General features: G+C 60.9%; 24 protein-coding genes. 10 read left to right on the top strand and 14 right to left on the bottom strand.

Annotated elements, in window-relative coordinates; genetic code table 11:
* Positions 1 to 77: 77 nt before the first annotated feature.
* The 12 genes from ACYBHZ_RS05540 to ACYBHZ_RS05485 all read right to left on the bottom strand — a co-directional run bounded on the left by ACYBHZ_RS05540 (position 78) and on the right by ACYBHZ_RS05485 (position 8540).
* The gene (locus ACYBHZ_RS05540) at positions 78 to 404 is read right to left on the bottom strand and encodes a hypothetical protein (protein ID WP_460273241.1); all 327 of its coding nucleotides are present in this window, start codon (positions 402 to 404) and stop codon (positions 78 to 80) included.
* Between the two features lie 70 nt (positions 405 to 474).
* On the bottom strand, positions 475 to 927 hold the full coding sequence (locus ACYBHZ_RS05535) for a cytochrome c-type biogenesis protein (protein WP_460273240.1): 453 nt from the start codon (positions 925 to 927) through the stop codon (positions 475 to 477).
* Positions 924 to 2894 carry a heme lyase CcmF/NrfE family subunit gene (locus tag ACYBHZ_RS05530; protein WP_460273238.1) on the bottom strand — a complete coding sequence of 657 codons (1971 nt, stop codon included), beginning with the start codon at positions 2892 to 2894 and terminating at the stop codon, positions 924 to 926. The genes ACYBHZ_RS05535 and ACYBHZ_RS05530 overlap by 4 nt, the downstream gene beginning before the upstream one ends.
* Positions 2895 to 3057: 163 nt before the next feature.
* Positions 3058 to 3492, bottom strand: coding sequence for a hypothetical protein (locus ACYBHZ_RS05525; protein WP_460273236.1), 435 nt, complete (start codon positions 3490 to 3492; stop codon positions 3058 to 3060).
* Positions 3489 to 3620, bottom strand: coding sequence for a hypothetical protein (locus tag ACYBHZ_RS05520; protein WP_460273235.1), 132 nt, complete (start codon positions 3618 to 3620; stop codon positions 3489 to 3491). The genes ACYBHZ_RS05525 and ACYBHZ_RS05520 overlap by 4 nt, the downstream gene beginning before the upstream one ends.
* The gene (locus tag ACYBHZ_RS05515) at positions 3620 to 3802 is read right to left on the bottom strand and encodes a hypothetical protein (protein ID WP_460273234.1); all 183 of its coding nucleotides are present in this window, start codon (positions 3800 to 3802) and stop codon (positions 3620 to 3622) included. The genes ACYBHZ_RS05520 and ACYBHZ_RS05515 overlap by 1 nt, the downstream gene beginning before the upstream one ends.
* The gene (locus ACYBHZ_RS05510; RefSeq protein ID WP_460273233.1) at positions 3795 to 4394 is read right to left on the bottom strand and encodes a holin family protein; all 600 of its coding nucleotides are present in this window, start codon (positions 4392 to 4394) and stop codon (positions 3795 to 3797) included. The genes ACYBHZ_RS05515 and ACYBHZ_RS05510 overlap by 8 nt, the downstream gene beginning before the upstream one ends.
* Positions 4385 to 4996, bottom strand: coding sequence for a holin-associated N-acetylmuramidase (locus ACYBHZ_RS05505; RefSeq protein WP_460273232.1), 612 nt, complete (start codon positions 4994 to 4996; stop codon positions 4385 to 4387). The genes ACYBHZ_RS05510 and ACYBHZ_RS05505 overlap by 10 nt, the downstream gene beginning before the upstream one ends.
* Before the next feature lie 116 nt (positions 4997 to 5112).
* The gene (gene ccmE, locus ACYBHZ_RS05500; protein ID WP_460273882.1) at positions 5113 to 5556 is read right to left on the bottom strand and encodes a cytochrome c maturation protein CcmE; all 444 of its coding nucleotides are present in this window, start codon (positions 5554 to 5556) and stop codon (positions 5113 to 5115) included.
* A gap of 41 nt (positions 5557 to 5597) precedes the next feature.
* Positions 5598 to 6626, bottom strand: a complete 1029-nt coding sequence (gene argC / locus ACYBHZ_RS05495) for an N-acetyl-gamma-glutamyl-phosphate reductase (RefSeq protein WP_460273231.1) — start codon at positions 6624 to 6626, stop codon at positions 5598 to 5600.
* A gap of 146 nt (positions 6627 to 6772) precedes the next feature.
* Positions 6773 to 7585, bottom strand: coding sequence for a glutamate racemase (locus ACYBHZ_RS05490; protein WP_460273230.1), 813 nt, complete (start codon positions 7583 to 7585; stop codon positions 6773 to 6775).
* Between the two features lies 1 nt (position 7586).
* Positions 7587 to 8540, bottom strand: coding sequence for a lysophospholipid acyltransferase family protein (locus ACYBHZ_RS05485; protein WP_460273881.1), 954 nt, complete (start codon positions 8538 to 8540; stop codon positions 7587 to 7589).
* Between the two features lie 232 nt (positions 8541 to 8772).
* Here ACYBHZ_RS05485 and ACYBHZ_RS05480 point away from each other — a divergent pair, with 232 nt between their 5' ends.
* The 5 genes from ACYBHZ_RS05480 (at position 8773) to grxD (ending at position 13695) form a co-directional block, all read left to right on the top strand.
* Positions 8773 to 9687, top strand: coding sequence for a LysR family transcriptional regulator (locus ACYBHZ_RS05480; protein ID WP_460273880.1), 915 nt, complete (start codon positions 8773 to 8775; stop codon positions 9685 to 9687).
* Between the two features lie 435 nt (positions 9688 to 10122).
* A complete protein-coding gene (gene purL, locus ACYBHZ_RS05475; protein WP_460273229.1) occupies positions 10123 to 12282 on the top strand; it encodes a phosphoribosylformylglycinamidine synthase subunit PurL in 2160 nt (719 codons plus the stop codon).
* 85 nt (positions 12283 to 12367) lie between these two features.
* On the top strand, positions 12368 to 12868 hold the full coding sequence (locus ACYBHZ_RS05470) for a hypothetical protein (RefSeq protein ID WP_460273228.1): 501 nt from the start codon (positions 12368 to 12370) through the stop codon (positions 12866 to 12868).
* A gap of 200 nt (positions 12869 to 13068) precedes the next feature.
* Positions 13069 to 13299 carry a BolA family protein gene (locus ACYBHZ_RS05465; RefSeq protein ID WP_460273227.1) on the top strand — a complete coding sequence of 77 codons (231 nt, stop codon included), beginning with the start codon at positions 13069 to 13071 and terminating at the stop codon, positions 13297 to 13299.
* 36 nt (positions 13300 to 13335) lie between these two features.
* Positions 13336 to 13695 (top strand): Grx4 family monothiol glutaredoxin, encoded by a 360-nt coding sequence (grxD, locus tag ACYBHZ_RS05460; protein ID WP_460273226.1) that lies wholly within the window; start codon positions 13336 to 13338, stop codon positions 13693 to 13695.
* 100 nt (positions 13696 to 13795) lie between these two features.
* Here grxD and ACYBHZ_RS05455 read toward each other — a convergent pair whose 3' ends face one another.
* Together ACYBHZ_RS05455 and ACYBHZ_RS05450 are read right to left on the bottom strand one after the other, a co-directional pair.
* Positions 13796 to 14212 carry a cell division protein ZapA gene (locus tag ACYBHZ_RS05455; protein WP_460273225.1) on the bottom strand — a complete coding sequence of 139 codons (417 nt, stop codon included), beginning with the start codon at positions 14210 to 14212 and terminating at the stop codon, positions 13796 to 13798.
* A 3-nt stretch (positions 14213 to 14215) separates the two neighbouring features.
* Entirely contained in the window at positions 14216 to 14779 is a 564-nt protein-coding gene (locus ACYBHZ_RS05450; protein WP_460273224.1) for a hypothetical protein, read from the bottom strand.
* A 413-nt stretch (positions 14780 to 15192) separates the two neighbouring features.
* On the opposite strand from ACYBHZ_RS05450, the gene tkt reads away from it, so the two are divergent.
* From tkt to gap (ACYBHZ_RS05425), 5 genes are all read left to right on the top strand, one after another.
* Positions 15193 to 17172 (top strand): transketolase, encoded by a 1980-nt coding sequence (gene tkt, locus ACYBHZ_RS05445; protein WP_460273879.1) that lies wholly within the window; start codon positions 15193 to 15195, stop codon positions 17170 to 17172.
* A 174-nt stretch (positions 17173 to 17346) separates the two neighbouring features.
* Positions 17347 to 17532, top strand: a complete 186-nt coding sequence (locus ACYBHZ_RS05440) for a hypothetical protein (RefSeq protein ID WP_460273223.1) — start codon at positions 17347 to 17349, stop codon at positions 17530 to 17532.
* A gap of 191 nt (positions 17533 to 17723) precedes the next feature.
* Entirely contained in the window at positions 17724 to 18719 is a 996-nt protein-coding gene (gene gap / locus ACYBHZ_RS05435; RefSeq protein ID WP_460273222.1) for a type I glyceraldehyde-3-phosphate dehydrogenase, read from the top strand.
* A 197-nt stretch (positions 18720 to 18916) separates the two neighbouring features.
* The gene (locus ACYBHZ_RS05430; protein WP_460273221.1) at positions 18917 to 19060 is read left to right on the top strand and encodes a hypothetical protein; all 144 of its coding nucleotides are present in this window, start codon (positions 18917 to 18919) and stop codon (positions 19058 to 19060) included.
* Positions 19061 to 19195: 135 nt separating this feature from the next.
* Positions 19196 to 20197, top strand: coding sequence for a type I glyceraldehyde-3-phosphate dehydrogenase (gene gap / locus ACYBHZ_RS05425; RefSeq protein ID WP_460273220.1), 1002 nt, complete (start codon positions 19196 to 19198; stop codon positions 20195 to 20197).
* The last annotated feature ends 21 nt before the right edge of the window (positions 20198 to 20218 follow it).

Genomic DNA, 20218 nt, shown 5'->3' with positions numbered 1-20218 from the left:
AGATATACAAAACCCCGTGGCTTTCTGTCCAGCCACGGGGTTTTGAGTAGTTCAACCAAGAAATAAGGCGATCAGAATTATTCACAATCCCAACGCGGCTGCCGAAAGCCTGTGATTGTATAGCTTCCTGCCGCATTTTTCTTGCCAAATGCCGTGTAAACGCAGGAGGTGCTACTCATGACGCCCGTTGAAATCATACCATAGGTTGTCCCTGTGAAAACAGCACTGCCATTCATGGACCACTGAAAGGCTCGTGTTCCATCAGGCATATCCATTTCATGGCTTGGAGGCCCATAATCGAGAACAGCTTCCTGAATATCTTTCCCCACATAGCTTTGCATGATTTGCGACGCACATGATGAAAGCAAAACGATCACCGCAAGAGCAGTCAAAATTCTGTGCATAAGAATCCCCCTTTTAAAAGTCCTTCAACCTTCACAGACAGCCCACAATGACACCAGAGATTTTTACGCGTTACTCCTGCATCAGGCTTTCCAGCCGGGTCTTTTCCTCGTCGGTCAGCTCAGTGACGACCTCGCTCTCCTGACCACGGCGGCGGATGAAAGTGATGCCAATGCCAAGCGCAAGGATCAGCATCACCGGCCCGGCGATCCAAAGCACCTTATTGGCACCGCTCATCGTCGGTTTCAAAAGGACATATTCGCCGTAACGATCGACGATATACTCCACCGCCTCATCGTTCGTGTCCCCCGCAACAAGGCGTTCGCGCACCAGAAGCCGCAGGTCTTTGGCGAGCGTGGCGTTGCTCTCGTCGATATTCTCGTTGCGGCAGACAAGGCAGCGCAGCCCTTGGGAAATCTCCCGCGCGCGGGCCTCCATGGCCGGATCGGGCAACACCTCATCGGGCTGAACCGCATAGACCGGCGCGGCGGTCAGGAGCGCGAGGGCAAGGAGAAGGTACTTCATTCTGCGGGCACTCCTTTGGGCGCGACATGGGATTTGCGCGCACCGACGCCCACGCGGTAACGACGATCCGAGAGCGAGAGCAATCCGCCCAGAGCCATGATGATCGTCCCGCCCCAGATCCAGTTCGCCAGAGGCTTGATATAGGTGCGCACGGCCCAGCCGCCGTTCGACTGGATGTCACCGATCACGAGATAGACGTCGCGCAGGAAACCGTTGTCGATCCCGGCCTCGGTGGTCGGCATCTGCGCCACCGGGTAGCTGCGTTTTTCGGGATGGAGCGTCGCGACTTTCTTGTCGCCCTCAAAGACGCCCATGGTCGCCATGGTGGTGATGTAGTTCGGCCCCTGCCCGCGCTCGACCTTCTCAAGCGCGATGGTGTAGCCAGCGACGTCAAAGGTCTCGCCCACTTGCACGACACGGATGTCTTCAACGGTCCAAGCGGTCAGCCCGGCGATCCCTGCCATGGTGATGCCAAGCCCACCATGGGCGAGAAGACGGCCCCAATCGGCGCGCGGCAGGCGCGTCAGGCGGCCGAGGTTCACGGTCTTGCCGGTGCGCAGCAGCAGGTCTTGCACAGCGCCCGCGAGAAGCCATGTGCCAAGCGCGATGCCGACCGGCCCCAAGAGCGTTTTCTGGGTCTGGATCGACCAGATCAGCCCGAGAACAGCGAAGGCGAGGATCATCGAGGGGATGAGTTTTTTCACCGTCGCCCCCATCCGCGCGCGTTTCCACGGCAGGATCGCCCCGATCGGCAAAAGGATCGCCAGCGCCACGAAGAAAGGCGTGAAGGCGGAGTTGAAGAACGGCGCGCCCACGGAGAGCTTCCGGCCCCAGAAGGCTTCGGCAATGAGCGGCCAGATCGTGCCGATGAAGACGACAAATGAGGAGACCGCCAGAAGGATGTTGTTGATCACCAGCGCGCTTTCGCGGGACACGAGGGAAAAGACCCCTTTCGCCTGCATCGCATTGGCGCGGAAGGTGAAAAGCGTGAGCGCCCCGCCCATGAAGATGGCGAGGATCAAAAGGATGAACACCCCGCGCTCCGGGTCATTGGCGAAGGCGTGGACCGACGTAATGACGCCCGAACGCACAAGGAAGGTGCCAATCAAGGAGAAGCCGAAGGCCATGATCGCCAGCAGGATGGTCCAGCTTTTGAGCGTCTCGCGCTTTTCGACCACGATGGCCGAGTGCAGCAGTGCGGCGGCGAAGAGCCACGGCATCAGAGACGCGTTCTCCACCGGATCCCAGAACCAGAACCCGCCCCAGCCAAGCTCGTAATAGGCCCACCAGGAGCCAAGGCCGATGCCGATGGTCAGGAAAATCCACGCGGCCAGCGTCCACGGCCGCACCCAGCGGCCCCAAGCCGCATCCACCCGGCCTTCGAGCAGCGCTGCGACGGCAAAGGAGAAGGTCATCGAAAGACCGACATAGCCGAGATAGAGAAACGGCGGGTGGAAGGCGAGACCGGGGTCTTGCAGCAGCGGGTTGAGATCATCGCCGTTCATCGGCGGCATGGCGAGACGCAGAAACGGGTTCGAGGTGAAGAGGATAAAGGCGAGGAAAGCGACGCCGATGGAGCCCTGCACCCCGATCACACGGGCGCGGAGCGACGCCGGGAGATTGCCCCCGAACAAGGCCGCAGCGCCCCCGAACAGCGCAAGGATCAGAACCCAAAGCAGCATGGAGCCTTCATGGTTCCCCCAAACGCCCGAGACTTTGTAAAGCATCGGTTTGAGCGTGTGGGAGTTCTCGACCACCACTTTCAGGGAGAAATCCGAGGTCACGAAAGCATAGGTCAGCGCGCCAAAGGAAAATGCGATCAGCACAAGCTGAACCATCGCAGCGGGTTCAGCGACGGCCATCATGGCGCGATTGCCCCGATGCGCGCCCCAAAGCGGCAGCACCGTCTGCGCGATCGCCACGAAAAAGGCCATGATCAGCGCGAAATGTCCGAGTTCAACGAGCATGGGCTCCTCCCTTTTATCCAGAAACTTCTACCCGTTTGGCGGCGATCCGCCAATGGGCTGCGCGCGCATGTCGCAAGCAAAGCGCAAACCTCGCGCGCGCCCTATTGTGGAAAGGGGCCGATCACAGCCCCTTTCCCGCCTCTTTCCCCCTCGCTTTCAGCGCTCAAAGCGCCAAAAGCACCCCGAAAGAGGCGATCACCGCGCCGAAAACCGGCCAAAGAAATTTCCCACCCGACAGGCCAAAGGTGCCTTGAATCACCGAAAAGTGAAGCACCGCACCGGAGATCAGCAGCGACAGGAACAGGTAAAGCAGAGCGATCTGCGCATTTTGCGCGCCCCGCCAGACCGGGCTTTCGCCGATCTGCAGCGCCCACCACCAGCCAGTCGTCAGCCCCGACCCGGCCCAGCTCAGTGACATGCCCAGCGCCAAGGGCGTTGCCCGCACCTGCCAGAGCCAGAGGAAGGTGGCGGAGATCATCAGTGCCATAAGCGCGATGGCCCCGAAGGCGAGCAAGAGCGCGGGAGCCGTCCCAAGCGCGAGAACCGCCAACGCCAGCGCCGCCAAGACGGTGCCATAGAGTGTGAGAACCTGTTTCATTGCTTCAACATCTCCTTCACGACGGCATCAAGCGCATCCGCCGCCTCCCGGTTGCGTTTGAGCGCGGCTGTCAGCCCCTCACCCAGCCAAAGCGCCCGTAGCGCGGATTTCGCTTTCTCCCACCGCATCACGCACCCCCCCGCGGCAGGCGCTCACGGATCATCGTCGTCATCTCGATGAGCACCTGCGTGTTCTTGTCGAGTACCCGGCGCGTCGCCTGATCCTTTTGCAGATCGCGGTACAGCAGGAAAAACACCATGAGCACCCAAGGCCCGTGTTCCGCCAAAGCGCCAATCAAAGCCTCACTCATCGCGCCCCTCCTTCCACGCGGCCAACGCGGGATTCGGGGCCTCGCTCCCCGGAATATCGACCTGCGCGACGGTCCAGCCTGCACCGGAGGGCAAGCCCTGCCCCTGCGCACCGGCGTCCAACGCGCGCAACGCAGCAATATTGGCCTGCACCACCGGGGCCTGCGCCATGGTCGAGGCGACCGAGCGTTGAAACTCCTGCGATTTCACCTGATAACGCGCGCCGAAGTAAAACGACACGATACTGCCGAGCAGCCACCAAAGCGGCTCCGGGACAAGCGCGATGCCCTGCATCCGGGAAGCAAACCAGATCGGATCGACCATGGCGGAGATGCACAGCCCGATGGTGCCAAACGCCATCAGCGGGCGCGGCACACGGTTGAGCGCGTCCATGAAACGGTCGAAATAGCCCTTCTGCGCCACGGCAAATTCCCCGGCGAATTGCTGCATCGCCGCCGCGCGGTAGCTCGCCTCCCGCGCCCCCGCGTTTTCCTTGTTCTCGAAGAACACCTCCGCCGTGTCCTTGACCACATTGCGCCCGTCGCCGAACAAGAGCTCAAACAGCTTTCCGATGATCCCCCCGCTTACCCCCATGCCGCCACCCGAGCGTCATGTTCGGCCTCCGTCAGGTGATAGCGCTCGGAAATGAACTCCTCGGCGCGGGCGATCCAGCCGCCTTTGCCGCCATCGCGCCGCCGGGCAAATTTGCGCGAACCGGGACGGCGATCCGCCAAAGCGTAATAGTAATTGCGCCGCGCGATACCGTAAGCGTCCGCGAGATAATGCGGCGCAAGCGACTGTGCGATGAAGGCGGCCTCTATGGTCTGCGGTCCGATCACGCCGTCGATGGCGATGCGTTGCCCCATGTCATTGAGAAGCCGCTGCAAAATCCGCACGGCATTGGCTCCGGCGTTGACCGACATGTCGAAGACGCTCGCCTGCAGACAGGGGGGCAATTCGTCGATCCTCGGGCCGTGAAAGTAATGTTCAACGAAAAGATCCCGCGCCTGCGCCCGCGTCAGCCGTTTGACATCTCCCGCATTGACCCGACCGTTGCCGTCGAGATCAAGCCCGAGCCGCTCCATCGTGGCGAGGGTCACACCGTATTTCGTCGCCCCGCCCGGATCGTCGGGGTCGTTCACATAGCCGCCCTCGCGGGCGACAATCTCCATCGCGATTTGCTGTACTGTTTTCATCTGCCTCAATCCCACCAAATTGATGAGATGAGGGTGACGCAAAAAGGTTAACGCACCCGGACACCACCGAACGCGTCTAAATTTACTGTTTGTTTAGAAAACCTTCCCGAAGCGCCTCAGCTTCCCGGCTCAACGTAAACCCCGGTCTCTTTGAGCGAGTCCAGCACCTCTTTGGGCATGTAGGTCTCGTCGTGTTTGGCCAGAATTTCGGTCGCCACAAAGATGCCGCCGACCATGGAGCCGGTGCCGATCATGCCTTGGTTCTCGCCGAAAAGATCAGGTAGCACGCCCTCAAAGGTCACAGGGATGGTCTCGGCCCCGTCGGTCACGGAAAAGGTCACATGGGTCCCTTCGCCGCGCACCAGAGAGCCGTCTTCCACGAGGCCGCCGAGGCGGAAAATCTCGCCCGGACGCGGCGGCTCGGCCACCACTTTGGACGGGTCGCGGTAAAGGTTGATCCCATCACGCATCGCATAGCCGATCATGCCGGTCGAAATCGCAAGTGCGACGGCGGCCACGGCAAACACCTGAATGCGGCGCGTCTTTTTGAGGTTTTTCAAACCGGCCATGGGGTCTCCTCCTCAGCTCCCTTAGGGATGCGTCACGGATACATCGGGACGTTCATGAGACCTGTGGTCTCCGGCAGCCCCAGCATCAGGTTCGCGTTTTGAATGGCCTGACCGGACGAGCCTTTGGTCAGGTTGTCGATGGTGCCCATCACGATGGTGCGGCCCGCAATGCGGTCCTCCACCACGCCGATATGGCAGAAATTCGAGCCACGCACATGTTTCATCGCGGGCACTTGGCCGAGCGGCAGCACTTCGATGAACGGTTCGTTCATATAAGCATCGGCCAGAGCGTAATGCACGGCGCTGGCTTCGCCCTGCACATAGGCGGTGGCGAGGATGCCGCGGGTGGCGGGGATCAGGTGGGGCGTGAACTGGATGCGCACGTCGCGGCCCGCGATCTTGGAGAACTCCTGATCGAACTCACCGAGGTGACGGTGTTTGCCGCCGACGGAATAGCCAAAGGAATTGTCCTCAAGCTCACCGTAGAGAAGGTGCTCTTTCAAAGACCGCCCCGCGCCGGAAACCGCCACTTTGAGATCGAGGATGATCTGGTCCAGATCGATGACACCCGCCGCGATCAGCGGGCGCAGCACGAACTGGCCGGTCGCAGCGTTGCAACCGGTGCCCGCCACGAGACGCGCATTTTTGATTTCGTCGCGGTAGAATTCGGTGAGGCCGTAAACGGCCTCTTTCTGAAGCTCCACGGCGGAATGCGGCTTGCCATACCATTTCTCGTATTCGGCCGGATCGCGCAGACGGAAATCGGCGGAGAGATCGACGACTTTCGTGGTCGGCGGCAGTTCCTTGATCACCGCTTGCGAGGTGGCATGGGGCAGCGCGCAGAAGGCGAGATCGACGTTCGCGAAATCGATATCCTCGATTTTGCAGAGCGCAGGCAATTCCATGTGACGCAGATGCGGGTAGACCTCCGCCATCTCCATCCCCGCCTTTCGGTCACCGGACAGGGCCACGATCTCCATCGAAGGATGGGTCGCGATCAGGCGGACGAGTTCCGCACCCGTATATCCGGAAGCTCCAAGAATGGCGATTTTATAGGTCATATCTGTCGTCTCTCATATTGGCCTCGCCCGGCCTTTGATCCGGCTCAAACGAAGGCCCTCAATTTAGAAGGATTCTGGAAGTATCGCAATTGCGACCGCGCGGCGCAGGCCAGTGCCGTGGCCCGAAGCGCCGTCACGCGTTACCGTCACGCTTTGATGAACTCGACTTTTCGTCGCAGAAACTGGGTCGCCCCGCGCGACACTTTCGCCGGATCGCCAGTGGTCAGGAACATGCTTTCCGTCCCCGATCCCACCATTTCCGGGTGACGCGTCAGGTAATCGGCCAGAGAGGAGGCCACGAGTTTCGCTTGCGAATAGACTTTGACGTCTTCGCCAAGCGCCTCCTGGAAGGCCTCTTCCATGATCGGGTAATGCGTACAGCCAAGAATGGCCGCGCCCGGTTTCGGCATCTTGCGTTTGAGCGCATCGACATGGGAGCGCACCAGAGCGTCGGCGAGGATCATATCGCCGTCCTCGATGGCATCCACGACACCGCCGCAGGCCTGTGCCTCGACATCGACGCCGATGGCGCGGAAGGCCAATTCACGTTGGAACGCACGAGAAGCCACCGTCGCGGGCGTCGCAAACAGCGCCACATGTTTCACCTCGACCTCGCGCGGCGGGGAGTTGTCGCCCCACTGGCGCTCGGTCAGAGCTTCGATGAGCGGCACGAACACGCCCAGCACGCGTTTCTCGCGCGGGATCCAGTTTTCCTGCATCCGGCGCAGCGCCGCAGCCGAGGCGGTGTTACAGGCGAGGATCACCAGATCGCAGCCCGCGTCCCAGAGCCGTTCGACGGCGGAGGTGGTCAGATCATAAATATCATCGGCGGTGCGCACCCCGTAAGGCGCGTGGGCATTGTCGCCGAAATAGACGAAAGGCACATCGGGAAGGCGTTTCTCGACGGCATCCAGCACCGTCAACCCGCCCAAACCACTGTCAAAAATACCGACTGCCATCTTAATACCGATCCTTCAGACTCTTGCGGGACTTCCTCGGAGGTTGGGCCGCATGTTTCGCTTCGAATTCGAAGCCCAGCCCGGCCGCAGCCGAAGGCTTTGATGATAGTGAATATGTCTCAGCGCGCAGAAAATCCATAAGCTTTTTGCTGTCACCGCGAAATTCGGCCAGCCGCTCCGGCCCGATTGGCGCGCCGATGGCGACCCGCACGGGCGTGCCGAGACTGCGCCGGAATTCGCGGATCAATAGCCCCATGCGCAAGGTGGCATGGACATGGCTCGCCAGTTGAAACAGCCGCGAATTGGCCCCGTCGAAACAAATGGGCACCACCGTCGCCCCCGATTTCGCCACCATTTTCGCGGTAAACGCCCGCCACATGGGGTCGAGCGGCGGCCCGAGAGGCTTTGCTGAGGTAGAGACCGTCCCGCCGGGAAACACGCCGATACAGCCGCCCTCCGCCAGATAGCGCAGCGCCTCCTTGCGGGTCTCCAGATTGAGCGCCAGCGCCTCTTTCGTCTCGTCAAAGGAAATCGGCAGGATCACTTTGTCGAGATCTTCGGCCCGCCGGAACACCCGATGCGCCAGAATGCGGAAATCGCCGCGCGTCAGCGACAGGATATGGCCGAGCATCAACCCGTCGAGAATACCGTAAGGATGATTGGCCACCACGACCAGCGGCCCCTCGGTCGGGATATTGCCCAAGGCACCGCGCGCCACATCCAGCGTCAGCCCGTAGCGCTCCGCCATCACCGCCCAGAAATCGCGCCCCTCGGCGGCATCGGCGTCATAGCCCTTGGCCCGCTTGATCAGAGCCACGCGCCCGGTGGCATTCTCCATCAACCGGATCAGCACCCGCCCGCTCCGCGTCGCCGCCGAACTGGCATAGGAAATGTCGCGCGCAATCTGACGCGCGTTTAAGCTCTCCTGCGGCAGATGTGGCTCCCCGATACGCATGTGATGCGGACCTCCCGATGCATCTGTGACCATTAAGGCGCGGTCCTTAAGCCTGTTCAACCATCACTGCCCGATTTCTTTGCATTTGCTTCATCTCTCTGCGTCAATTTGTGTTAGCGCAAAGCAACCCCCTTGCGATCAGTGCGAAAACAAAGAATGAAGCGGCCAAAATTCCTCTTCGCGCTATTTGTGCTCTATACTGCCGTGAGGAGGAGAACAGCAGGTGACAGGTATGGATTGGGACAAGCTTAGAATTTTCCACGCGGTAGCGGATGCAGGATCGCTCACGCATGCAGGCGATGCGCTGCATCTGAGCCAATCGGCGGTCTCACGACAGATCCGGGCCTTGGAAGAATCGCTCTCCACAACGCTGTTTCACCGCCACGCCCGCGGGCTGATCCTGACGGAGCAAGGCGAATTGCTGTTCGAGGCGACCCGCGCCATGGCGAAACGTCTCGACGCCGCCGCCGCCCGCATTCGCGACAGCGAGGAAGAGGTCTACGGCGAATTGCGCGTGACCACCGCGACGGGCTTCGGCACGCTTTGGCTCGCCCCGCGCCTGTCCAAGCTTTATGAGAAATACCCGGAGCTGAAGATCGACCTGATGCTCGAAGAGCGCGTGCTCGACCTTCCGATGCGCGAGGCCGATGTGGCCGTGCGCATGAAAGAGCCGTCGCAGGCCGACCTGATCCGCAAGCGCCTGATGAACATCCGCATGCGCCTGTTCGCAACCCCCGAGTATCTCGCTGAACATGGCACGCCGGAAACGATGGATGATCTGACCGCGCACCGCTTGATCTGTCAGAACCCGAACGCCCATCAGGTGTCCGCCGGCGCGCGCCTGATCGAAGAGTTGAACGAACACGACATTCGCTCGAAGCTTTTCGTGAACAACTATTTCGGCGTGCTGCAGGCGGTGCTGAACCATCTCGGCGTCGGCGTCCTGCCTGATTATCTGGTCGAAACCTCTCCGAACCTGGTTCGCGTTCTGCCGGATGTGCAAAGCGGCGAAGTGCCGGTGTTCCTCGCCTATCCCGAAGAGCTCCGTCATTCGAAACGGATCGAGGTGTTCCGCGATTTCATCATCGACGAAATCAACGCACACCGCCGCCTGATGCGCAGCGAAGAAGGCAACGAAAACTCCTAAGCGCCTTCTTTTCCCCGGCTCCCCCCCCTGCCCGAGCCCGGCCCGACAACGTCCCGCTATGAAGGGCCGGGGGGAAGTTATGTGTTTTCTGCATAGCGGCATTGCATCGCATGCGCAGAAAATCCCTTGAACGATTCACAAACTGCACCTAAATGCAGCATCGAAGCCGCTGATTGAGGCAACTCATTGCGGTTTTACCTCCCTGTTGGACTTGGGCCGAGCTTTGCTCGGCCTTTTTTTTGCCTTTTCCAAAAAAATCGGCTTACGCCTGCCCGTCTTGCCTCCTCTGCCCATTGCACCGCCAGCATGGGGGCGCACTCCAGAAGACCAGATGTTAACGCCTTCCCGGCCCCAACATCCCTTTAGCCCCTTTCCCAAAGCCGCCAAACGTCCTAAGAGGGCGCTGAACGACAAGCTGCCGCTTAGGGGACACTCATGACCGAACCCGCCATCACCGAAGAGATCATCGCCGCGCACGGCCTCAAGCCGGAAGAATACGCCGAGATCCTGCGCATTCTGAACCGCGAGCCGACCTTCACCGAGCTTGGCATTTTCTCGGCCATGTGGAACGAGCACTGCTCTTACAAATCCTCGAAAATCCACCTGCGCAAATTGCCCACCGAAGGTCCGCAAGTGATCTGCGGCCCCGGCGAGAACGCGGGCATCGTGGACATCGGCGACGGCCAATGCGTGGTTTTCAAAATGGAAAGCCACAACCACCCGTCCTACATCGAACCCTATCAAGGCGCAGCGACCGGCGTTGGCGGCATTCTGCGTGACGTCTTCACCATGGGCGCGCGCCCGATTGCCGCGATGAACGCGCTGTCCTTTGGCGTCAAAGACCATCCGAAAACCAAACAGCTTGTGCACGGCGTCGTCGAAGGCGTCGGCGGCTACGGCAACTGTTTCGGCGTTCCGACCGTGGGCGGCGAAGTGCGCTTCCACTCTGCCTATAACGGCAACTGCCTCGTGAACGCATTTGCTGCCGGTCTCGCAGACACTGACAAGATCTTCTACTCCGCCGCCTCCGGCGTCGGCATGCCCGTCGTGTACCTCGGCGCGAAAACCGGCCGCGACGGCGTTGGCGGTGCGACCATGGCCTCCGCTGAATTCGACGACAGCATCGAAGAGAAGCGCCCCACCGTTCAGGTTGGTGACCCGTTCACCGAGAAATGCCTGATGGAAGCGACCCTTGAGCTGATGGCCACCGGCGCAGTGATCTCGATCCAAGACATGGGCGCTGCGGGTCTGACCTGTTCCGCCGTGGAAATGGGCGACAAGGGCGGCCTTGGCGTGCGTCTCGATCTCGAAAACGTGCCGCAGCGCGAAGCCAACATGACCGCTTACGAGATGATGCTCTCCGAGTCTCAGGAACGCATGCTCATGGTGCTGAAGCCCGAGAAAGAGGCCGAGGCCCGTGCCGTGTTCGACAAATGGGATCTCGACTTTGCCATCGTCGGCGAAACCATCGCTGAAGACCGCTTCCTGATCATGCACAATGGCACCTGCATGGCCGATCTGCCGCTGTCCACTCTGGCCTCCTCCGCGCCCGAGTACGACCGCCCGTGGGTGCCGACGCCCGCCGCAGAGCAAGTCGCCGACGTACCGCAGATCGACGGGATCGACGGTCTCAAAGGCCTGATCTCTTCGCCGAACTACGCCTCCAAAGCCTGGGTCTATGAACAATACGACACCCAAGTGATGGCCGACTCGATCCGCACGCCGGGTCTCGGCGCGGGCGTGATCCGCGTGCATGACACCGGCAAGATGCTGGCCTTCACCTCCGACGTGACGCCGCGCTACGTGCGCGCCAATCCGGTCGAGGGCGGCAAGCAGGCCGTGGCCGAAGCCTACCGCAACCTCTCCGCTGTCGGCGCTCTGCCGCTGGCGACCACCGACAACCTGAACTTCGGCAACCCCGAGAAGCCCGAGATCATGGGCCAGTTCGTCGGCGCGCTGGACGGGATCGGTCAGGCCGTCGCCTTCCTCGATATGCCGATCGTCTCCGGCAACGTCTCGCTCTACAACGAGAGCTACGGCGAAGGCATCCTGCCGACTCCGACCATCGGTGCCGTGGGTCTCATCGCCTCCGAGGACGATCTGATCGCAGGCCTCGCCAAATCCGGCGATGTCGCCCTGCTGATCGGCGAGACGGAGGGGCTGCTTGGCCAATCCGCGCTCTTGTACGAAGTGTTCAACCGCGAAGACGGCGACGCGCCGCATGTCGATCTCGCTGCCGAGAAGCGCAACGGTGAATTCATCCGCGCCAATGGTGCCCTGATCGGTGCCGTGACGGACCTCTCCGACGGCGGCCTCGCCCTCGCAGCTTTTGAAATGGCCGAAGCCGCTGGCGTGGGCGTCACCCTCGACAGCGACGACACTGCGACGCTCTTCGGCGAAGATCAGGCCCGCTACCTCGTCGCCTGCTCCTTCGATCAGGCCGAAGCCCTCATGGCCGCAGCCGGTCAGGCCGGTGTGCCGATCGCAACCGTTGGCAAGTTCGGCGGCGATGCGGTGAAATTCGGCGCATCCGAGGCCCCGCTTGCGGAGCTGACCGCCACCTACCGCGGCACGTTCGGCGAGATTTTCGGTTAAGCCTGCTTTTTTGTCCCTCCTTTGCTGGACAAATACTCATAGAAAGGCCCGCCCCCTCGCGGGCCTTTTGCTTTAGAAAGACAGCATGACCGACCAGCCAGCGACCGCCCTGCCCGCCCTCACTTCTGAGTGTTCAAACTGCGCCGCGCTGTGCTGCGTTGGGCTGACGCTCGACAAGGGAGATCTGTTTTCCTTCGACAAACCGGCAGGTATGCCCTGCCCCAACCTGTCGGGGCATCTGTGCAAACTTCATGATCAGCTTGAGAACATCGGCAATCGCGGCTGTGTGCTCTACGACTGCGCCGGGGCTGGTCAGCGCGTCACGCAACTGCGCTTCAACGGCGAAAGCTGGCGCGATGATCCGACGCTTCTGCCCGCCATGCTGCGCGACTTCGAGCGGCTCAAACCGCTGCATGAGCGGATGAAGCAACTCGTGGAAGCCGAGGCGCTTGATCTGCCGGAGGCCCTAGAAGCCGAACGCCAGCGCCTGTTGCGCAAATGCGCGCGCCTCTGGGCCGACACCGACAGGCTGTCCGCCGAGTATGACGCGTTTCTCGACGCGCTTGCTGAAAAGCCCAGCTCGTAACCGGCCCGACGGATGTCCGACAGAAGTCCGACGCAAAGCCGACAGGAAAATCGACTGGACAATCGACTGGCAAAATCGACAGGCAAAACCGCTCTCCGCAGCGCCGCACAGCGCCTCCCGTGACTTGAACGCTTGCAGCCATCAGACCCAGAGCTTACATTCAGAACCAACCCGATAACGACGCCCAAGGAGCGCCCTACATGGCCATCACCGCCTCTGACATCGAACACCTGATCCGCGCAGGTTTCCCAGACGCCCAGATCATCGTTCAGGGAGATGACGGCCAGCATTTCGCCGCAGAGGTGGTGGATGCGTCTTTCAAAGGCATGAACCGCGTCCAACAACAACGCGCCGTGAACGCAACCCTCAAAGAACAGCTTGCCAGCGGCGAGCTTCACGCACTGGCGCTGACCACCCGCGCCCCGGAATAAGATAAGCCCGCCGAAGGGCTCCGAAAGGACATTGCTATGACTGCACAAGACACCATCCAGACCACCGTCAATGAGAACGATGTCGTCCTTTACATGAAGGGCTCGAAACTCATGCCGCGTTGCGGTTTCTCGTCGAAAGTGGCGGGCATCCTGAACTTCATGGGTGTTGATTACCTCGACGTGGACGTGCTCTCCGACGAAGAAATTCGCCAAGGGATCAAAGAGTTCTCCGATTGGCCGACCATTCCGCAGCTCTATGTCAAAGGCGAGTTCGTCGGCGGTTGTGACATCGTGATCGAAATGACCTTGTCGGGCGAACTAGACCAGATGCTCGCGGACAAAGGCGTCGCTTTCGACACTGAGAAAGCCGAACAAATCCGCGCTGCGAACGCCTGATCGCGGCACAGCATCCCGCTTAGAAAACGCAAAAGGCGCGTCCTCACGGGCGCGCCTTTGTCATGAAAAGTTAGGTTTTAGAGGATCACGCCCAGCGGCATCACGCCTCGCCAACCGCGTCAGAGACGCCCAAACGCTCCTCGAAGGCCGCCGCCATCGCCTCGGCGCGTGCGGCCATTTCGGCCAGCGTGTCCGTCACCTCAGCGGGCACCACGGGCACTTCGATCTTTTCCGGCTCCGGTTCGGGACGGGCGCGCATCTCTTCGATCAGCGCTTCCTGCGCGCCAAGCTTGCTTTCCAGCGCGCGCATCTGTTCTTCCATGCCTGCCGTCTTGTCGGCCAACATCAAACCGGCCATCAAAAGCATGCGCTCGGCGGGCAAACGTCCGATCTGGCTCGACAAAACCGAGGCCTCGTTGTCCAGAAGCCCAGCCGCGGATTTGAGGAAATGCTCTTCGCCGGCCTGACAGGCCACGTCGAAATCGCGTCCACCGATGGAGATTTTCACTTCGGGCATGGGTTACACCTCCTCGCTCGGGGTCTCAGTCTCACTCGCGATCTCGGCGCCAGAAGCCCGCGTCATCACCGCCTGCAACTCCGTCACGATCGCGTTCAATTCCGTCGCATCGGCACCGCGCGCCACTTTCAGCGCTTCCAGCTCGGCACTCAGTCCGGCGTCGATCAGCGCCGCATTGCCAAGCCCTTCGGCATTGGCGTCGCGCAGCTCTGTATTGTTCTCGCGCAGAACGGCGTTCACATGACGCAGCTTTTGCAGCTCGCGGTCATGATCCATGAGCTGACGGCGCAGCGTTTCCACCTCTTCCTCAAGGGTCGCCACATGGCTTTCCTGACGGTCGTGGATCGCTTTCACCCGCGCCTCAAGCTGGGCATTCATCGACTGCTCAGCGGCCAGAGCGTCGTTCAGACGGCCGACTTCCGCCTCAAGCTCGGCGTTTGCGACTCCCCCCTGATCTTCATCAGAAGACTGCGCCGCCTCACTACGTTCTTCGGCCACAGCCACAGCGCGCCCGATCCGCTCAAGCGCGGCAGTGATACGGGCCTCGAAATCGGAAATCTCGCTCATCGCCACCTACTCACATTCTGCTTATTCACCAAGAGGCCCACCCTGACATGCCCCACCTTTGAACCATGAAAGTCGAAACTTCCTTTGTCCTCAAGGCCGAAGCGCACGGCCCTCATGTCATTTCCTTTGATTCGTGAGCCTATCCCAAAGGATCACGATTACCAACACGCCTCGACATTTCACCCCGTTTTGAGGTCAAAACCGCCCGTCGAGCCCCTCTGGAGGGCCGCACAATGGTCGCACATGGCCCCAAGGGCGGTCTCGCGGCTTGCACTTTGCCGCCACATCGTTATCAGAAGGCCCGAAAGGCCAGAATACGTGGGTTCCGCCGCGATTTTGGCACAATATGGGAGCCTAAAGGAGATCCGCCCGTGGATATCGCAACCCTGCGCGAGACGCACCCCGATCATTGGATGCGTGCCGCCGCCATCCGCACCCTGACGCTTGATGCCGTCGCCGGTGCAAACTCCGGTCACTCCGGCATGCCGATGGGCATGGCTGACGTGGCCACCGTCCTGTTTGGCAAGCACCTGAAATTCGACGCCTCCGCGCCGCTCTGGCCTGACCGCGATCGGTTCATCCTGTCGGCTGGCCACGGCTCCATGCTGATCTACTCCCTGCTCTATCTCACCGGCTACAAAGAGATGCCGCTTGAGCAGATCAAAAACTTCCGCCAGATGGGTGCGAAAACCGCCGGTCACCCGGAGAACTTCCTGCTCGACGGCGTCGAGACCACCACCGGTCCGCTCGGTCAGGGCATTTCCAACGCCGTTGGCTTTGCCATGGCGGAAGAAAACCTGCGCGCCCGTTTCGGTCGCAAGCTGCAAGACCACTTCACCTATGTGATGGCCGGGGACGGCTGCCTCATGGAAGGTGTGTCGCAAGAAGCCATCGCGCTCGCCGGTCGCCAGAAGCTTTCGAAGCTGATCGTCTTCTGGGACAACAACAACATCACCATCGACGGCACCGTGGACATCGCGGACCGCACCAACCAGCCGATGCGCTTCAAAGCTGCTGGCTGGCATGTGCAAGAGATCGACGGCCACGATCCGGAACAGATCGACGCCGCCATCGAGGCCGCCAAGAAGTCCAAGAAACCGTCGATGATCGCCTGCAAAACCCACATCGCTCTGGGCCACGCAGCACAAGACACGTCCAAAGGCCACGGCGCATTGACCGATGCGGATCAGCTTGCCGCCGCGAAAGCCGCCTATGGCGTGAACTGGGGTCCGTATGAGGTTGCCGCCGACGTCAAATCCCAGTGGGAAGAGATCGGCTCCAAAGGCCGCCACGAGCGCGTCGAATGGGAAGCCCGGTTCGAGGAGCAATCCGAGCGCCGTCAGGCCGAGTTCAACCGCGTCTTCGCGGGTGACGCGCCGAAGAAACTCTCCGCCGTGATCAAGGCTTTCAAAAAGCAGATCTCCGAGAGCGCACCGAAAATGGCCACCCGCGCCTCCTCGCAGAAGGTGCTCGAAGTGATCAACCCGATCATGCCCGAGACCATCGGCGGCTCCGCTGACCTCACCGGTTCGAACAACACGCTCACCGGCGACATGGGTGTCTTTGACGAGACCAACCGGAAGGGCCGTTACGTTTACTACGGCATCCGCGAGCACGGCATGGCCGCTGCGATGAACGGTATGGCGCTGCACGGCGGTGTGCGTCCCTATGCGGGCACCTTCTTCTGCTTCACCGATTACGCGCGCCCGGCGATGCGTCTGTCGGCTCTGATGCAGATCCCCGTGACCTATGTCATGACCCATGACTCCATCGGTCTGGGCGAAGACGGCCCGACCCACCAGCCGGTCGAGCACCTCGCCATTTGCCGCGCGACGCCGAACACGCTGACCATCCGCCCGGCGGATACGGTGGAAACGGCAGAAGCCTGGGAAATCGCACTGACCTCGAAGAACACCCCGTCTGTTCTCGTGCTCACCCGTCAGGGCGTTCCGACGCTCCGCACCGAGCACAAGAACACCAACCTCGTGTCCAAAGGCGCATATGTGCTGGCCGAGGCCGAGGGCAAACGTGACGCGATCCTGATCGCCACCGGGTCCGAGGTTGCCATCGCGATGGAAGCCCGCAAGCTCCTGCAAGAGAACGGCATCGGCACCCGCGTGGTCTCCATGCCCTCCATGGAGCTGTTTGCAGAGCAAGACGAAGCCTACCGCCGCAAGGTTCTTCCGGCTGGTCCGGTCCGCGTCGGCATCGAGGCGGCTATGCGCGAAGGCGGCTGGGATCGCTGGCTGCTGGGCGAACGTGGCCGCGAAGCGAAACAGGCTTTCGTTGGCATGACCCGTTTCGGCGCCTCTGCCCCGGCAGACGAGCTTTACGAAAAATTCGGCATCACCGCCGAGAATGTCGTGGCTCAGGTCAAGGCGCTCTTGGGCTGACCTCAACATCTGTTGTGACATTTGAACGCCCGCGCCCTTCGCGCGGGCGTTTGTTTTGGCCCTGCCCTTACGTTACGCTTGCCAGACGACAGTCGCTGGCCTGAAATCAGCGCATGTCTGCCAGCTGTCAGTGAAACCTGCGAGCAGACCGTAACATTAGGGAAGGAGACCAAGATGACGTCAGAGACCACCAAAATGCGCAACCGGCTGACCCCGGTCGTGGCGCTGCTTCTGGGGGCGGCGGTGCTTACAGCCTGCGAGACCACCCCGAAGGAATATCCCGTGAGCCATGAGACCTGTGCGCCCGATGATCCGGTGCAAACGCTCGATGCAAACGATTGCAAACTGCCCGGCATGTAATCCTCCAGAGGACCGCCAAACAGTCGGGGGCCTCAGGGCCCCCGGAATCTGTCCGGCCTGTTATCGCTAACCCCCGTATTTCAGAGATGTTTGCGCCAACATGTTGGCGCTAAACGCTTTTCGAAAATAGCACACGGTCGTATACCGCCCCCAAATTCCCAGACGACAGATTCACGGAGCGGAGACAAATCATGACCATCAAACTCGGGATCAATGGCTTTGGCCGCATCGGACGTTGCACGCTTGCACATATTGCCGAAGCCGGACTGAACGAGATCGAGGTGGTCAAAGTCAACGCCACGGGGCCGATCGAAACCAATGCGCACCTGTTGAAATACGACTCGATCCACGGGCGTTTCGGCGGCACGGTCAACATCGAAGGCAACACCATGGACATCGGCCACGGCCCGATGCAGATGATGTCGACCTACAACCCCGAAGAGCTCGACTGGGAAGGCGTTGACGTCGTGCTGGAGTGTACCGGCAAGTTCAATGACGGTCACAAAGCCAACATCCACCTTGAGCGCGGCGCCCGCAAAGTGCTGATCTCCGCCCCGGCGAAAAACGTCGACCGCACCGTGGTCTTCGGCGTGAACCACCGCGATCTGCGCGAAGATGAGCACATGATCTCCAACGGATCCTGCACCACGAACTGCCTTGCTCCGCTGGCCAAAGTGCTCAACGACGCCATCGGCATCGAGAGTGGCATCATGACCACGATCCACAGCTACACGGGCGACCAGCCGACGCTGGACCGTCGCCACAAAGATCTCTACCGCGCCCGCGCCGCATCCATGGCGATGATCCCGACCTCCACCGGGGCTGCGAAAGCCATCTCGGAAGTGCTGCCGGAACTCGCGGGCAAGCTCGACGGCTCCGCCATCCGCGTGCCGACGCCGAACGTCTCCGCCGTGGACCTGACCTTCCAGGCCGCCAAAGACGTCACTGTCGCAGATGTGAACGAGATCGTCCGCGAAGCCGCCGAAGGCCATATGCGCGCCGTTCTGGGCTATGATCCGGAGCCGAAAGTCTCGATCGACTTCAACCACACGGTCCAAAGCTCGATCTTCGCACCCGATCAAACCAAGGTCATCGGCCGCACCGTGCGCGTGCTGGCGTGGTACGACAACGAATGGGGTTTCTCGGCACGTATGGCCGATGTGGCCACTGCCATGGGCCGGCTCTGATCTGACGCCTTAGGCTCGATTAGCAAGATGCCCTTCGGGGCGGGGGATGAGGAGCCCCCGTCCTGTCACATTTTTTGGCTTAGTTCTGAAGCTCGCAGGCTATCCTGCGGGCACAATTTCGTTTTTTTTGATCTGCCCCCTTTTTTTCTTCACACCCCTGTCGCATTGTGCGCCCAAGACAGACGTTAGTGCGAGACATGACCAACAAAATTGCCCTCGGCCTCGCCATAGTGATTTTAATCGCGCTCGGCCTTGATTTGGGGCTGAACGGCGGCGCTGGGGCGTTGTTTTTGGCCCGAGAATGGCTTCGCCTCATTCATTGGGTCGCCTTCTGGCGCTAGCACCTGTCATGCGGACCTTACTCCAAGGGCCGCAGAATTACTTTCTCCCCACATGAGACATTGGTCCCATGCGGGCATCATACAGAGAAGACTCCTCCGTCTTCTCTACAGCCAAAGCGTCAAGGAGGTGCTGTAATGGCCGTGAAAGTCGCAATTAACGGATTTGGTCGGATCGGACGCAATGTGTTGCGTGCCATCATCGAGTCGGGTCGCACCGATATCGAAGTGGTCGCGATCAACGATCTGGGCCCGGTTGAAACCAACGCACATCTGCTGCAGTTCGACTCGGTCCATGGCCGTTTCCCGTCGGAAGTGAAATTCACCGAGGACACGATCGACGCCGGTCGCGGCCCGATCAAGGTGACCGCCATCCGCAACCCGGAAGATCTGCCTTGGGGTGACGTCGATATCGCGCTGGAATGCACCGGCATTTTCACCGCGAAAGAGAAAGCTGCGCTGCACCTGAAAAACGGCTCCAAGCGCGTTCTCGTCTCCGCTCCGGCGGCGGGCGCCGACAAAACCGTCGTCTTCGGCGTGAACGACAGCGTTCTGACCGCCGATGACATCGTCGTCTCCAACGCCTCCTGCACCACCAACTGCCTGTCTCCGGTGGTAAAAGTGCTGAACGACGAGATCGGGATCGTGAAAGGCTTCATGACCACGATCCATTCCTACACCGGCGACCAGCCGACGCTCGACACGATGCACAAAGACCTGTATCGCGCCCGCGCTGCGGCTCTGTCGATGATCCCGACCTCCACCGGCGCTGCAAAGGCCGTTGGCCTCGTGCTGCCGGAACTGGCTGGCAAGCTCGACGGTGTCGCAATCCGCGTGCCGACGCCGAACGTCTCTGTTGTGGACCTCACGTTCGAGGCGGCCCGCGACACCACCGTGGAAGAGATCAACGAGAAAATCCGCGCTGCCGCCGATGGCCCGCTGAAAGGCATTCTCGGCTACACGGATCGCAAACTGGTGTCCTCGGACTTCAACCACGATCCGCACAGCTCGATCTTCCACACCGATCAGACCAAAGTCATGGAGGGCACCATGTGCCGTATCCTGACCTGGTACGACAACGAATGGGGCTTCTCCAACCGCATGGGCGACACCGCCGTTGCGATGGCGAAATTCCTCTAAGTTACCCTCGCGCAAGAAACG

This window comes from Celeribacter sp. ULVN23_4 (assembly GCF_054788345.1).
The sequence above is the reverse complement of the archived record's forward strand: the minus strand, read 5'-3'. Positions and strand labels throughout refer to the sequence as shown.

Coding starts and splice junctions, on each gene's coding strand:
- ACYBHZ_RS05515 (WP_460273234.1), bottom strand. CDS start 3,802: ATGAGTGAGGCTTTGATTGGCGCTTTGGCGGAACACGGGCCTTGGGTG.
- ACYBHZ_RS05510 (WP_460273233.1), bottom strand. CDS start 4,394: ATGGGGGTAAGCGGGGGGATCATCGGAAAGCTGTTTGAGCTCTTGTTC.
- tkt (WP_460273879.1), top strand. CDS start 15,193: ATGCGTGCCGCCGCCATCCGCACCCTGACGCTTGATGCCGTCGCCGGT.
- ACYBHZ_RS05490 (WP_460273230.1), bottom strand. CDS start 7,585: ATGGCAGTCGGTATTTTTGACAGTGGTTTGGGCGGGTTGACGGTGCTG.
- ACYBHZ_RS05535 (WP_460273240.1), bottom strand. CDS start 927: ATGAAGTACCTTCTCCTTGCCCTCGCGCTCCTGACCGCCGCGCCGGTC.
- ACYBHZ_RS05440 (WP_460273223.1), top strand. CDS start 17,347: ATGACGTCAGAGACCACCAAAATGCGCAACCGGCTGACCCCGGTCGTG.
- ACYBHZ_RS05520 (WP_460273235.1), bottom strand. CDS start 3,620: ATGCGGTGGGAGAAAGCGAAATCCGCGCTACGGGCGCTTTGGCTGGGT.
- ACYBHZ_RS05470 (WP_460273228.1), top strand. CDS start 12,368: ATGACCGACCAGCCAGCGACCGCCCTGCCCGCCCTCACTTCTGAGTGT.
- ACYBHZ_RS05525 (WP_460273236.1), bottom strand. CDS start 3,492: ATGAAACAGGTTCTCACACTCTATGGCACCGTCTTGGCGGCGCTGGCG.
- purL (WP_460273229.1), top strand. CDS start 10,123: ATGACCGAACCCGCCATCACCGAAGAGATCATCGCCGCGCACGGCCTC.
- gap (WP_460273222.1), top strand. CDS start 17,724: ATGACCATCAAACTCGGGATCAATGGCTTTGGCCGCATCGGACGTTGC.
- gap (WP_460273220.1), top strand. CDS start 19,196: ATGGCCGTGAAAGTCGCAATTAACGGATTTGGTCGGATCGGACGCAAT.
- ACYBHZ_RS05455 (WP_460273225.1), bottom strand. CDS start 14,212: ATGCCCGAAGTGAAAATCTCCATCGGTGGACGCGATTTCGACGTGGCC.
- ACYBHZ_RS05530 (WP_460273238.1), bottom strand. CDS start 2,894: ATGCTCGTTGAACTCGGACATTTCGCGCTGATCATGGCCTTTTTCGTG.
- ACYBHZ_RS05450 (WP_460273224.1), bottom strand. CDS start 14,779: ATGAGCGAGATTTCCGATTTCGAGGCCCGTATCACTGCCGCGCTTGAG.
- ACYBHZ_RS05505 (WP_460273232.1), bottom strand. CDS start 4,996: ATGAAAACAGTACAGCAAATCGCGATGGAGATTGTCGCCCGCGAGGGC.
- ACYBHZ_RS05485 (WP_460273881.1), bottom strand. CDS start 8,540: ATGCGTATCGGGGAGCCACATCTGCCGCAGGAGAGCTTAAACGCGCGT.
- grxD (WP_460273226.1), top strand. CDS start 13,336: ATGACTGCACAAGACACCATCCAGACCACCGTCAATGAGAACGATGTC.
- ACYBHZ_RS05540 (WP_460273241.1), bottom strand. CDS start 404: ATGCACAGAATTTTGACTGCTCTTGCGGTGATCGTTTTGCTTTCATCA.
- argC (WP_460273231.1), bottom strand. CDS start 6,626: ATGACCTATAAAATCGCCATTCTTGGAGCTTCCGGATATACGGGTGCG.
- ACYBHZ_RS05480 (WP_460273880.1), top strand. CDS start 8,773: ATGGATTGGGACAAGCTTAGAATTTTCCACGCGGTAGCGGATGCAGGA.
- ACYBHZ_RS05465 (WP_460273227.1), top strand. CDS start 13,069: ATGGCCATCACCGCCTCTGACATCGAACACCTGATCCGCGCAGGTTTC.
- ACYBHZ_RS05430 (WP_460273221.1), top strand. CDS start 18,917: ATGACCAACAAAATTGCCCTCGGCCTCGCCATAGTGATTTTAATCGCG.